Source organism: Rhizorhapis sp. SPR117, from assembly GCF_021742065.1.
On the sequence record NZ_JAKKIE010000026.1, the window covers coordinates 1 to 12,564 of the forward strand.

Below are 12,564 nucleotides of genomic sequence, written 5' to 3' on the forward strand. Positions count from 1 at the left end.
AGCGAGCCTGGTAGATCGCCATGTTCAATCTTTGTTCTTCAACATGGCCAAAATCGCAGCTTCGGGCCGACTGGGCCATCTTGGCGTGCTTGATCACCAGTTCGGCATGGGCACAGCTATCGACCGTATCGACGACTTCATATCCCGCATGTGTCAGGAAATGTTCATTGTCGAACGCGATAAGGGGTTCATCCTCGACGATCAATATTTTGCTGATGACACGCTTGTCAGGTCCGAAAAGCATTGCCGTCTTCTCTCCTTTGCGCCATCAGGTCCCCCAAATGGCACTTGCCGAAACATCGCATATCCGCGCGCGAAGAGGCAAGGACATGATCGAATTATTCCATGTCATGTCGTCACGATTCCGCGCAAGAAAGGAATAATTTCTTTTGTCCCAGAAGAACAACCTGCCGGGCCGAAAGGCTTACCGTTCTGGCGCACCGGGGCGTCCGAAACCGCCGCGCAAGCCGGGTTCAGTGGCGCACGTCCGCCCGACCGAGACCCATTCCGACAAGGGTGAACACCGCATCGCCAAACTGTTGGCCCGTGCAGGCATTGCCTCACGGCGGGAAATCGAGCGGATGATCGCTGAAGGCAGAATCGCGCTGAACGGCGAAACACTCGATACCCCTGCGACCCTGCTCACTTCGTTACAGGGCGTCACCGTCGATGGCAATCTTGTGGCTGAACCCACGCCTGCCCGCCTGTTTCGTTACCACAAGCCTGCCGGGCTGCTCACCACTGAACGTGATCCCAAGGGTCGCCCGACCATTTATGATAAGCTACCCGCCGATTTGCCCCGCGTCATGCCGGTGGGGCGCCTCGATCTTAACACCGAAGGGTTACTGCTGCTAACCACAGACGGCGGACTCAAGCGTCAGATGGAACTACCCTCCTTCGGGGTCGAGCGAAGTTATCGTGCCCGCGCCTATGGTACCGTGAGCCAGACGCAGCTTGAAGATCTGATCGAAGGGATTGAGATTGACGGCATCCGCTATGGCAAGATCGACGCCAATCTGGAACGGCGCACCGGGCGCAATCAGTGGATCGAAATGACGCTGACAGAGGGCAAAAACCGCGAAGTTCGCCGCGTCCTTGAGCATTTGGGCCTGGAAGTCAGCCGCCTGATCCGCACCCGCTATGGTCCCTTCTACCTGGAGGACATGCCCGCCGGTGCGGTGGATGAGGTACGCCAGCACGATCTGGCTGTTTTCAGGAAAAGCCTGAAATGAGGATCATTGCCGGCCAGTGGCGCGGCCGTATTATCGATGCGCCCAAGGGTGACACAACGCGCCCAACCGCCGACCGCACGCGCGAGGCGCTGTTTTCCATGCTGACGAGTCGGCTTGGTAACTTTGAAGGGCTTGCAGTTGCCGACTTATTTGCCGGATCAGGCGCATTGGGGCTTGAGGCGCTTTCCCGCGGGGCGGCAACTTGCCTCTTTGTCGAACAGGACAAGTTGGCAGTCGACATGCTGCGCGCCAATGCGACCAAACTTGGCATCCGACCGGATATCCGCGCAACATCGGTGCTCGCGCTCGGCCCTGCCCCTGCACCGTTGGACCTTATCATGATGGATCCGCCCTATGGCACAGGCGCTGGCGCGGTGGCACTCGACAAGCTCAATCGCCTCGGCTGGGTCGGCCCTGCGACCTGGATCAGTATTGAAACCGGCAAAGGCGAACCGGTCGAAGCCGCAGGCTTTGCCATCGACGCCGACCGTACCCACGGCAAGGCGCGAATTACGCTGCTTCGGAAGGCGTAGCCGCTGCCTTGACGCGATAAATTTCAGCTTCCTTGCCGATCAGAATCTCGGCGAGAAACCAGTATGCTTCGCCCCATGCGGCCAGCACCTCATCGGTCGCTGCCTCACCCAGCACATCGCGAATGGCGGGCAAAAGCGCATTGGCCACATAGGGATAATGTTCCGCCTTGACCCCGGTTTCAACATGTCGTTGTACCATACGTTCCACGGCCGGGCCAAGCGCCTCCAGCTTATCGATATTCTGTGCATAACCTAAAATGGCGGCCGCTAACCGCTTGGGCTGGTCGCCGTTTTCCTGTGCCGCCTGATCGAACAAAGCACGAATATCTTCGTCCACGAACAACCGTTCATACATGCGGGTTGTGATCGCCAGTCCATGTTTTTGTAAAGCAGGGCCAGTGGCTTTGACGATCGCAATGGTCTCAGGGGTCAATTGGTGGGTCATGCGTTATCCTTGTTGATGCTGGGCTTTTGAGGGCCCTAAGGATAACAACAAACCAGATGTATAGGGGATTTCCCTTAGTCGTTACGAAAACGCGGTGCGACGACGGCCCCTTAGAGCGTTTCGCCGCGCCTGAGACAGATCAGCCAGATCTGCCATAGCCTTTCGGCGCCTCAGATGGATTCATGCAGCCATCTTTGAGTGTTTTTGAACACAACGGGTAAAAATCCTTCGGCGCAGGTGGCGACTCCGCATTGCCACCAATGACCGTGGGATTAGCCTGCGTTCCCTCGGGTGCGTTCGGATCTTCCGGCATGTTTCCGGTGGCGGGCTGCATCGTATCGGCAGACTGAGGAATGGGCGCAGGCACCGCCTGTGCATTAGGGTCTGGCGTCGGGACCGACTGTGCGGGAACGTCCTGCGCCATGGCCGGACCGCAAAGGAGCAGAGTCACGGCGATCGTATATAATATTTTGATCATTTCGACATCTCCTGCCGAGCGGGTGTTTGAGCGAGCCCCTGCTGTATCGTTCAATGGAGGAGTGAGGATCAGAGTTCCACTATCACTCTCCCCATGGGACGAGGCGTTCCATTCCACAGGTGGGTCACGCTTGTGCAAAATCTGCATTCAACCGCTTGCCCTGACCTGCGCCGTTCCCTAACTGTTCACCCGTGACCTTGCCCGCCCCCTCTCCCCACGATCCGCTTTACCTGCGCGGACTGAATGCCCCGCAGCGCGAGGCGGTCCTGACGACCGAGGGTCCGGTGCTGGTGCTGGCAGGCGCAGGCACGGGAAAGACGGCGGCGCTTACGGCGCGGCTTGCGCACCTGATCGCCACTCGCAAGGCCTGGCCCTCTGAAATCCTCGCCGTCACCTTCACCAATAAGGCAGCGCGAGAGATGAAGGAGCGCGTCGGACGTCATATCGGCGAGGCGGTGGAAGGGATGCCGTGGCTTGGCACCTTTCACGCCATCGGTGCGAAAATGCTGCGCCGTCATGCCGAACTGGTAGGGCTGCACAGCAATTTCACGATTCTGGATACCGACGACCAACTCCGCCTTCTCAAGCAGATCATTCAGGCTGTGGGCATTGATGACAAACGCTTTCCCGCGCGACAATTGGGCGGCCTGATCGACCGGTGGAAGAACAAGGGTCTTACGCCAGAAGCGCTTGATGCCGGCGAAAGCGAAAGTTACGCCAACGGGCGCGGCCAGGAAATATATCGCCTCTATCAGGATCGGCTCCGTGCGCTCAATGCCTGCGATTTTGGTGATTTGCTGCTCCATATGCTGACCATATTGAAGCGCGACCGCGATGTGCTGGCCCGCTATCAGGAGCGCTTCAAATATATCCTTGTCGATGAATATCAGGACACCAACAGCAGCCAGTATCTCTGGCTCCGCCTGCTGGCGCAAATACGCAAGAATATTTGCTGCGTGGGCGATGATGATCAGAGCATCTATAGCTGGCGCGGAGCTGAAGTCGCCAATATCCTGAGGTTCGAAACAGATTTTCCAGGTGCGAAGATTGTCCGTCTGGAACAGAATTACCGTTCCACGCCCCAGATATTGGCCGCAGCCAGCGGAGTGATCGCTGAGAATGGCGGCCGCCTTGGCAAGACTCTGTGGACAGAAGAAACCGATGGCGAGAAGGTTGAAATTCTGGGCGTGTGGGATGGCGCGGAAGAAGCGCGCCGCGTTGGTGAGGAAATCGAGCATTATCAGCGTTCGGGCGGATCGCTCAATGAAACCGCGATATTGGTGCGCGCGCAGTTTCAGACGCGTGAGTTTGAAGATCGCTTTATCCAGATTGGCTTACCCTATAAAATCATAGGCGGATTTCGTTTCTATGAGCGGGCGGAAATCCGCGATGCTTTGGCTTATTTGCGCCTTGTGAACCAACCCGCCGACGATCTCGCATTTGAACGGGTCGTCAATGTGCCCAAGCGCGGATTGGGCGACAAGGCGCTAAGCAAACTGCATATGTTGGCTCGCGCCGAGGGCGTGTCCTTGAGCCTTGCCGCGGCGCGCATTCTCGACACAGACGAACTGACCCCACAGGCGCGCCGGAGCCTGGGCAATTTCATCAGTGACATCGCTCGCTGGCGCGACCGGGCGAGCGCACTGCCTCATGCCGAACTCGCGCGTCTGATCCTTGATGAAAGCGGCTATACTGCCATGTTGCAGGCCGACCGGTCTCCTGAAAGCGCGGGCCGTCTCGAAAACCTCAATGAACTTGCCCGCGCCATGGAAGAATATGAAACCTTGGGCGCGTTCCTGGAACATGTCAGTCTCGTCATGGATAATGATGCGCTGGCAAGCGATGAAAAGGTCACGATCATGACCATTCACGCCGCCAAAGGACTTGAATTCGAACGGATATTCCTTGCCGGATGGGAAGAAGGCGTCTTCCCCTCGCAACGCTCGCTGGATGAAGGCGGCCTTGCCTCATTGGAAGAGGAACGCCGCCTGGCCTATGTTGCGATGACACGGGCGCGCCGCAAATTGACGATCCTGCACGCGGCCAATCGCCGAATCTATGGTCAGTGGACCAGCTCCATTCCGTCCCGCTTCATTGGCGAAATCCCGGCTGCATATAAGGATGTGGACAGCAGCCTGACGGGAGGGGAATCATCCTGGCGTGCAAACTGGTCGGAACAGTCCGATCCCTTCGCCAATCTCACGCGGGGCAATAGCCGCGGCCCCGGCTGGCAACGCGCGACCAAAAGCGGCGGTTTTGTCGGCGAACCTGCCCGCATGGTCAAAGCACGGCAATCCACCATCGGTGCCAAGGGCCGCGACGACATGAGTGTGGGCCTGCGCATTTTCCACAGTAAATTCGGTTATGGCGTCATCGCGGAAATCGAAGGCAACAAGTTGGAGATCGACTTCGAGTTATCGGGACGTAAACGGGTAATGGACAGTTTCGTAAATATCGCATGATAGAGGCGGCCTTCCAACATCCGCCCAGCCCCTAAAATACCGCTTTCGCTTCTCCGCCCATCATCTGTTGCCGCACCAGCGGGATCGGTGGGCCGCCATAGCTCAGGAATGCGTCGTGAAATTGCTTCCATGCCTTGCGGCCACCCTTGTCGGCCGTCCAGTCATCGCGCAATTTGCGGATCATGAGCTTGCCCATCGTATAGTTTAGGTAAGCGGGATCATAAGTGCCACGCGCCGCCTGTTGCCGCGCATTGCCTTCGTCCTGATAACATTGGGTCAGGAACATTTTCCGCGATTGTTCGATGGTCATCCCTTTTGCATGCATGCCAATGGCGGACAGGAAGCGGCAGTCGCGAAGCAGCGCATTGGAAAGCTGGCCGATATGGGTTTCCGGATCTCCATTATCCAGTCCGGCCTCCCACATCATCTCTTCACTGTAATGCGCCCAGCCTTCTGCAAAGGCATAGCCGACAAACACTTTGCCAAACGTGAATTTGGACCGGTTGCTGTGGAGGAAATTGAGAAAGTGTCCCGGCCAGACTTCATGCACACTGGTGAAGAGCAAATCCTTTTCACCAGGAATATAGGCGTTCTGCACCTCCGTCGACCATGAAGGATCAGGCGGGGAGATGTAATAGACCGACGGCAAGCCTTTTTCATAAGGCCCCGGAATATCGATATAGGCGCTGTTTTGCCGGTTATAGGGTGGGGATTCCTCCACTAGAGCTTCTTCCGTTCCCGGAATGGACACAAGGTCCTTCGCCTTCAAAAACGCCTTGAGCATGGGTAGTTGCCTGCGCGCAGCCTCAACGACCCCTTCTGCCGGCTTGTCGATGTTCATTTTCAGCATACAGTTCGTGATCAATTGGTTCGGTGCATATTTTGCGCAGGCCTGCTTCAGGGCTTCCTGATTGCGCTTCAGGTCCGCGCGCCCGATCTGTTCCAGCTGATCGATAGGAACATCGACATTCTCGGTCATTCTCAGCATATTGGCGAAGCGTTCCGGCCCAAGGGCGAAATCCTGCGTCGCATTTTTGCGTCCTTTTTCCAGCCACGCCGCCAGCGCATTCATCGACTTTGATGCCGCAGCAGCAGCCTCATCGAATTGTTTTTGTAATTCGGGGTCTTTCACACCGGCAAATGCAGCCTTCGCATCCCCGGTGAAATACGTCGCCAAGCCCGAGAAACCAGCCTTCCCATAATCGATGAAGCTTACCGGCAATGGTGTTTGCAGGTTGACCCGTATCTGATCCGCGGCGCGCGGTATGTTCCTTGCGAACGCAATGAATGCTTTCATCCGCGTTTCTTCGTCGGCATAGGGCCGCGCGATGTACACATTCGGATCCAGTCCGTTACCAATATACCAGGCTGGATTGTGGTGCGGAAAATCCGCTTCCTCCAACCAGAAGAGCTGTCCTTGCGCGACGGAAATCAGGTAATCGCGCTCAAAGGTCTGTTCTTTGGTCAGCGTTTTGGTGTCAAACGCCTTGGCTTTGGCAATCGCATTTTTGAGGAAATCGATCTGAGCAGTCAGTCCCTTGCTGCTCCAGTCGGGAAGCTGACCGTCATATTCATGGCGTCCCTGATAGACCGCAAAGGCTGGATTGAGCTTGAAATACTCCTCCAGGAAGTTTTTGGAGAACTCGGGCCATGATGGACCGCCCAGATCGGCGTCAGCCTGAGCATTGACCACGGCGGCTTCACGGTCGCTTTTCGAACATGCAGGAACAAAGCAGACAATCGCAGCGGACGCCAAAAGAGCGAACGGCTTCAACTTCATGTGGATCAATCTCCCAAAGGATGAACGGACGACTCGTCCCCTTGTATGCCGCGCATCATATTTACCCGTTCCGCCAAAGCACAAGTGCACTGTATCAGCCTATTACACCAGTTCCAGCGACGCCCAAAAAATTTATCTTCATTGGCAAGCTTTTGTATGCTTGCTGCGCAATAGCTCTAAAGGCTAACGCAGCGGCATGCCTCGTGATATACACCAGCATCCTGTCAACATTTCCAATTTCCGTGCTTATCTGATCGGTCGATTGAGCATGGTTTTGTCGCAATATGCCATGATGCTGGTCATCGGCTGGCAAACCTATAATATCGCGCGTGAAACTATGAGCGCATCAGCCAGTGCCGCACAACTGGGGTTTATCGGCCTGGCGCAATTCGTGCCATTATTCTTGCTGACACCCATAACCGGGTGGGTCGCCGATCATCATGATCGCCGGTATATTGCCCGCTACTCAGTGGCATTACAGGCTCTGTGCGCGGCGGTCCTTGCATTGGCAACTTATGAAGGCTGGATCAGCCTGCCTCTCATTTTCTTCATCGCTGCACTGCTGGGGGTAGCCCGCGCATTCAGTGGCCCCGCCCTGTCGGCGCTGGCCCCCAATCTGGTTCCGCGACAGGTGTTGCCCAACGCCATTGCGATTAGCAGCGTCGCCTGGCAGTCGGGCATGATCATCGGTCCGGCGATCGGCGGATACGTCTATGCCATCGCACCGACCGCAGCTTATGGTGTCAGCGCCGGACTGTTCAGCGTGGCTCTGCTGTGCCTTTTTCTGATTGGGAAGGTATCGCGGCCGCAACGTGACATCAGTCGCCGCCCCATAGCGCAAATGATTGACGGTCTTGCCTATGTACGCCGTAATCGATTGGTGCTGGCCACCATCACCCTTGACCTGTTTGCAGTGCTTCTGGCTGGAGCGACGGCGCTTTTGCCTATTTATGCAAGGGATATACTGCATGTTGGCTCAGCCGGCCTTGGTCATCTGGCCGCTGCGCCCGCCATTGGAGCCGGCCTGACGGCGCTCTGGTTTTCCTTCCGTCCCCTGAAATATGAAGTGGGACTGAAAATGCTGGGAGCAGTCGTTATTTTCGGCGTTGCAACCGTGACATTCGGTCTCTCCACCTGGATGCCATTGTCACTTGTCTGCCTTGTCGTGCTGGGTTCAGCGGATATGTTTTCGGTCTATATCCGCCAATCGCTGATCCAGCTTCATACCCCCGATGAAATGCGCGGCCGGGTAAGCAGCGTATCACAACTTACCATTTCCGCCTCCAATGAGCTGGGAGAAGCAGAATCCGGCTTTTTGGCGGCCCTTGTCGGTCCGGTGGCAGCGGTCGTTCTGGGCGGCGTCGGGGCCATTGCGATAACGTTGGCCTGGGCGCGGATTTTTCCAGAATTGAGGCTTGCACGATCCTTCGATCCGCCCGACATTGCGTCTGAACGAAGGTCAACGGAGAACGTGACATGAAAGCGGCGAATATTCTCGCAACGATTGGCGACACCCCACATATCCGTATCAACCGCCTGTTCGGTTCCGCCGAAGTCTGGATCAAGTCGGAACGCAGCAATCCCGGCGGATCGATCAAGGATCGTATTGCGCTTTCGATGATAGAGGCCGCGGAAAAATCCGGTGACCTGAAACCCGGCGGTACGATCATCGAACCTACGTCCGGCAATACGGGGGTTGGCCTTGCCATGGTCGCGGCGGTGAAGGGTTACAAGCTTGTCCTCGTCATGCCCGAATCCATGTCGATCGAACGCCGACGTCTGATGCTTGCTTATGGTGCCAGTTTTGACCTGACGCCGAAGGAAAAGGGCATGAAAGGCGCCATTGAACGCGCGCTGGAGCTGATAGAACAGACTCCTGACAGCTGGATGCCGCAGCAGTTTGAAAATCCTGCCAACATCGATGTCCACAATCGGACGACGGCGCAGGAAATCCTGACCGATTTCGCTGAAACACCTATTGATGCGCTGATCACCGGCGTTGGGACGGGGGGTCATATTACCGGATGCGCCGAAGCGCTGAAAAAAGCATGGCCGTCGTTGAAAGTATACGCGGTTGAGCCAACTCTCTCACCCGTGATCAGCGGGGGTGCGCCCGGACCGCATTCCATCCAGGGCATTGGTGCGGGTTTCATCCCTTCCAACCTGCACACCCGGTTGCTGGACGGCACGATTCAGGTCGATCCCGCCGACGCCAAGGAAATGGCGCGCAAGGCCGCCCGCGAAGAAGGGATGCTGATAGGCATTTCGTCCGGCGCGACTTTGGCCGCCATTGCGCAGAAGCTGCCGGAAATGCCTGCTGGTTCGCGTATCCTCGGCTTCAACTATGACACTGGCGAGCGTTACCTGTCAGTGCCGGACTTCCTGCCGGAATAACAGGCACTATCATCCCGGCGGGTACACAACCGGCCGCAGCAGGATTGCGCACAAGCTTTCGATGTGCCTATCCAGCGCGTTGGCGTGCGATTCTGCGCGCGGTCGGGGTGAAAGCAGGATAGCAGGCTGTGACACATTTCGCCGCTGCTGACGTCATGACGCCAACGCGCCGCCATTGGCTGAAGGCGTTCTTCGTTCTTGCGCTTTTTCTGCTTCCCGCATTCATTACGTCGCATCCACCCCAAGGGCATCTGGTCGGGACGGATCAATCACAGTTGGCCAAGCGCTCCAATATTCTACGCCTTCCGACCGTCCCTGCAGTCGATCCGACTCAAGCCTTGCCGGTGGACAGAGACAAAGCGCGATTGCTCAATGCTGACGTGCCGTTCTCCGCACGTCCCAATCCCGCCGCGCGGCCATTCCGACTGAAGGGTTCTGCCGCCGATCTGGCTCGTGCGACGGACTGTCTCGCCGCTGCCCAATGGTATGAAGCGGGCGATGACGCGCCGGGACAGCAGGCGGTTGCTCAAGTGGTCATCAACCGCCTGCGTCATCCCGCCTTTCCAAAGTCTGTCTGCGGAGTCATTTTTGAAGGCGCCCAACGTGCGTCGGGCTGTCAATTCACCTTCACCTGTGACGGAGCGCTTACCCGTACACCATCGCAAGCAGCATGGCAGCGCGCCCGCACCATTGCCCGGGCGGCACTATCAGGATCGGTGTTTGCCGAAGTTGGCAATGCCACCCATTACCATACCGACTGGGTCGTGCCCTATTGGAGCAGCAGTCTGGACAAGGTGGCTGCTATCGGAACCCACCTGTTTTTCCGGTGGAAAGGCTGGTGGGGTACTCCGGCGGCGTTCCGTTCGGCGCGCATAGGAACAGAACCGTCCATTCCCACCATCGCTCGCCTTTCCTCCGCCCATGCACAAGATTTGCCGACCGGATCAGAGGAACAGCCCACTTTAGCAGATTCTGCTGGCGGACAAGTCCCCATAGCCAAAATCCTCCCGGTATCGGTTGGCCAGCGCTTTGGCTCGGCAGAGGTCGTCGCCGCCGACTCGGATGGCGCCTCCTTCATCGTCGCGCTGGACAAGAATGCCTCGCCTGAAGGCTTTCAGACGCAGGCACTGGCCTTGTGCGGCGGGCGGCCCCGCTGCCGTGTCATGGGCTGGACCGATGCGGCCCGAACGCCCGGTGGCTTTCCTGTCTATCCTGGCCTGCTCGACGCCATGGCCTATAGCTATATGCGCGATGGCGGCACGCGTTTCGAACGCTCCCTATGGAATTGCGAGGAATTTCCGCGCACCGTGGCCAGTCAATGCATGGCGAGCCGTAATCCCGTGAAAGTGGCTGCCGTCAGTCGAGCAGGATAGAGTTCGCTCCCGATCAGGCCACGGCGAACATATCCGGCTCCAGCGCCATCAAAGCCTCCGCACCGCCCTCGATCTTGCGGCGCAGCGCGCCTGCGTCAGGCATGATCCGTTCGGCAAAAAAACGCGCGGTGATCAGCTTTGCTTCCAGAAAGCGGGCATTGCCCTCCCCCGCTTCAAGCATATGAACGGCAGCGCTCGCCATACGTAGCCACATCAGACCCACCGATACGATACCCATGATGTGCATATAGCTATAGGCAGCCGCACCGGCATTATTGGGGTTCGTCATACCATTCTGCATCAGCCACATCGTAGCGGCCTGCAACTGCGCGTTGGCTTTTTCGAGTGCTTCGGCAAAAACGGCCAGTTTTTCGTGCTTTTTGGCTTCGGCCACCTCGGCCGCAACTATTTTGAAAAAAAGCTGTATCGCTCGACCGCCATTCATGGCCAGCTTGCGGCCGACCAGATCCATCGCCTGCACCCCGTTGGTGCCTTCATAGATCATCGAAATGCGTGCATCGCGGACATATTGCTCCATGCCCCATTCCTTGATGTAACCATGCCCGCCATAAACCTGTTGTGCGTTGGTGGCGATTTCATAGCCCTTGTCAGTGCCATAGCCCTTGATCACCGGGGTCAACAGGGAAATGAGATCATCAGCAGCCTGCCGATCTTCCTCACTCCCCGCGTCATGAGCAAGATCCACTTGCAACGCACCCCAAAGGCACAAGGCACGCAGTCCTTCTGTCAGCGCCTTGCTTTCCATCAGCATGCGACGAACATCTGGATGAACAAATAGCGTATCGGCCTTTTCCTGCGTATCGGCCGGACCCGTGAGCGCCCTGCCCTGCCGCCGATCACCGGCATAGATGACGGCATTTTGATAAGCGACCTCACCTAATGACAGCCCTTGCAGACCAACGCCCAATCGCGCCGCGTTCATCATGATGAACATGGCGGCGAGACCTTTATTCTCCTCACCCACCATCCATCCGGTCGCGCCATCATAATTCATCGCACAGGTTGAATTGCCATGAATGCCCATTTTCTCTTCAATGGAGCCACAGGATACGGCGTTCCGCTCACCCAGCGAACCATCATCATTCACCAGATATTTTGGCACGATGAACAGTGAAATACCCTTGCTGCTTTCCGGGGCATCCGGTGTCTTTGCTAGCACCAGATGAATGATGTTTTCGGTCAGGTCATGTTCGCCGGACGAAATGAATATCTTGGCCCCGGTAATGGCGTAGCTGCCGTCAGCGTTGGGCACAGCGCGGGTCCGGATAAGACCCAGATCCGTTCCCGCATGCGGCTCTGTCAGGTTCATGGTGCCGCCCCATGTGCCAGCAATCATTTTGGGCAGATATTTTTCCTTCTGCTCCTGGCTGCCTTTTGCGATGATGGCGGATGCAGCGCCAAGCGTCAGGCCATTATACATGGCGAAAGACATGTTCGCACTGATCAGATATTCCTCGAACGCGGTGGACAGAACATGCGGCATAGCCTGCCCGCCAAATTCCTCCGGCATGGATAGCGTCGTCCATCCGCCTGCGACGAATTGATCATAGGCTGCCTTGAATCCGGCAGGCGTTGAGACGCTGCCATCGTCGTGTCTTGTGCACCCTTCTCTGTCGCCGGATTGGTTGAGGGGAAAGAGGACTTCCGCAACGAAACGTCCACCCTCCGTCAATACGGCATCGACCATGTCGGGCGATGCACTGGCAAAACCCGGAAGATTTGAATAACGCTCAAGCTGCAAAACATTATCGAGGATGAACCTGGTGTCTGTCACCGGCGCGGTATAGCTGGGCATCTCTTGTCTCCGATTATGTTTCTGGGGCAACGTGCGCCGAAATGGACCAAT

10 protein-coding genes and 1 pseudogene are annotated in these 12,564 nt (G+C 57.1%); 6 read left to right on the forward strand and 5 right to left on the reverse strand.

Going from position 1 to position 12,564, the window contains the following annotated elements:
- Positions 1-244, reverse strand: a pseudogene (locus L3X40_RS11355) (hypothetical protein); the annotation flags it as partial.
- Between the two features lie 145 nt (positions 245-389).
- Here L3X40_RS11355 and L3X40_RS11360 point away from each other — a divergent pair.
- Together L3X40_RS11360 and rsmD are read left to right on the forward strand one after the other, a co-directional pair.
- A complete protein-coding gene (locus tag L3X40_RS11360) occupies positions 390-1,232 on the forward strand; it encodes a pseudouridine synthase (RefSeq protein ID WP_237365761.1) in 843 nt (280 codons plus the stop codon).
- Positions 1,229-1,765: a 16S rRNA (guanine(966)-N(2))-methyltransferase RsmD gene (gene rsmD, locus L3X40_RS11365; RefSeq protein ID WP_237365762.1), complete on the forward strand. Its 537-nt coding sequence runs from the start codon at positions 1,229-1,231 to the stop codon at positions 1,763-1,765. The genes L3X40_RS11360 and rsmD overlap by 4 nt, the downstream gene beginning before the upstream one ends.
- On the opposite strand, the gene L3X40_RS11370 is transcribed toward rsmD, so the two are convergent.
- Positions 1,743-2,210 carry a globin domain-containing protein gene (locus L3X40_RS11370; RefSeq protein ID WP_237365763.1) on the reverse strand — a complete coding sequence of 156 codons (468 nt, stop codon included), beginning with the start codon at positions 2,208-2,210 and terminating at the stop codon, positions 1,743-1,745. The genes rsmD and L3X40_RS11370 overlap by 23 nt on opposite strands.
- A 139-nt stretch (positions 2,211-2,349) precedes the next feature.
- Positions 2,350-2,688, reverse strand: a complete 339-nt coding sequence (locus L3X40_RS11375; protein ID WP_237365764.1) for a hypothetical protein — start codon at positions 2,686-2,688, stop codon at positions 2,350-2,352.
- A 191-nt stretch (positions 2,689-2,879) separates the two neighbouring features.
- On the opposite strand from L3X40_RS11375, the gene L3X40_RS11380 reads away from it, so the two are divergent.
- Positions 2,880-5,150, forward strand: a complete 2,271-nt coding sequence (locus L3X40_RS11380; RefSeq protein ID WP_237365765.1) for an ATP-dependent helicase — start codon at positions 2,880-2,882, stop codon at positions 5,148-5,150.
- 31 nt (positions 5,151-5,181) lie between these two features.
- Here L3X40_RS11380 and L3X40_RS11385 read toward each other — a convergent pair whose 3' ends face one another.
- Positions 5,182-6,930 (reverse strand): DUF885 domain-containing protein, encoded by a 1,749-nt coding sequence (locus L3X40_RS11385; RefSeq protein WP_237365766.1) that lies wholly within the window; start codon positions 6,928-6,930, stop codon positions 5,182-5,184.
- 196 nt (positions 6,931-7,126) lie between these two features.
- Here L3X40_RS11385 and L3X40_RS11390 point away from each other — a divergent pair, with 196 nt between their 5' ends.
- The 3 genes from L3X40_RS11390 to L3X40_RS11400 all read left to right on the forward strand — a co-directional run bounded on the left by L3X40_RS11390 (position 7,127) and on the right by L3X40_RS11400 (position 10,697).
- Positions 7,127-8,410, forward strand: coding sequence for an MFS transporter (locus tag L3X40_RS11390; protein ID WP_237365767.1), 1,284 nt, complete (start codon positions 7,127-7,129; stop codon positions 8,408-8,410).
- Complete coding sequence (cysK, locus tag L3X40_RS11395; protein WP_237365768.1) at positions 8,407-9,324, forward strand: cysteine synthase A; 918 nt, start codon at positions 8,407-8,409, stop codon at positions 9,322-9,324. Before L3X40_RS11390 ends, cysK begins: the two co-directional genes overlap by 4 nt.
- Positions 9,325-9,452: 128 nt before the next feature.
- Positions 9,453-10,697 (forward strand): cell wall hydrolase, encoded by a 1,245-nt coding sequence (locus L3X40_RS11400; RefSeq protein ID WP_237365769.1) that lies wholly within the window; start codon positions 9,453-9,455, stop codon positions 10,695-10,697.
- Positions 10,698-10,710: 13 nt separating this feature from the next.
- On the opposite strand, the gene L3X40_RS11405 is transcribed toward L3X40_RS11400, so the two are convergent.
- The gene (locus L3X40_RS11405) at positions 10,711-12,513 is read right to left on the reverse strand and encodes an acyl-CoA dehydrogenase C-terminal domain-containing protein (protein WP_237365770.1); all 1,803 of its coding nucleotides are present in this window, start codon (positions 12,511-12,513) and stop codon (positions 10,711-10,713) included.
- Positions 12,514-12,564 lie beyond the last annotated feature (51 nt).

Excerpts from the sequence above, each read along its gene's own strand:
- L3X40_RS11370 (WP_237365763.1), bottom strand. The coding sequence starts at position 2,210 with ATGACCCACCAATTGACCCCTGAGACCATTGCGATCGTCAAAGCCACT.
- L3X40_RS11375 (WP_237365764.1), bottom strand. The coding sequence starts at position 2,688 with ATGATCAAAATATTATATACGATCGCCGTGACTCTGCTCCTTTGCGGT.
- L3X40_RS11385 (WP_237365766.1), bottom strand. The coding sequence starts at position 6,930 with ATGAAGTTGAAGCCGTTCGCTCTTTTGGCGTCCGCTGCGATTGTCTGC.
- L3X40_RS11390 (WP_237365767.1), top strand. The coding sequence starts at position 7,127 with ATGCCTCGTGATATACACCAGCATCCTGTCAACATTTCCAATTTCCGT.
- rsmD (WP_237365762.1), top strand. The coding sequence starts at position 1,229 with ATGAGGATCATTGCCGGCCAGTGGCGCGGCCGTATTATCGATGCGCCC.
- L3X40_RS11405 (WP_237365770.1), bottom strand. The coding sequence starts at position 12,513 with ATGCCCAGCTATACCGCGCCGGTGACAGACACCAGGTTCATCCTCGAT.
- cysK (WP_237365768.1), top strand. The coding sequence starts at position 8,407 with ATGAAAGCGGCGAATATTCTCGCAACGATTGGCGACACCCCACATATC.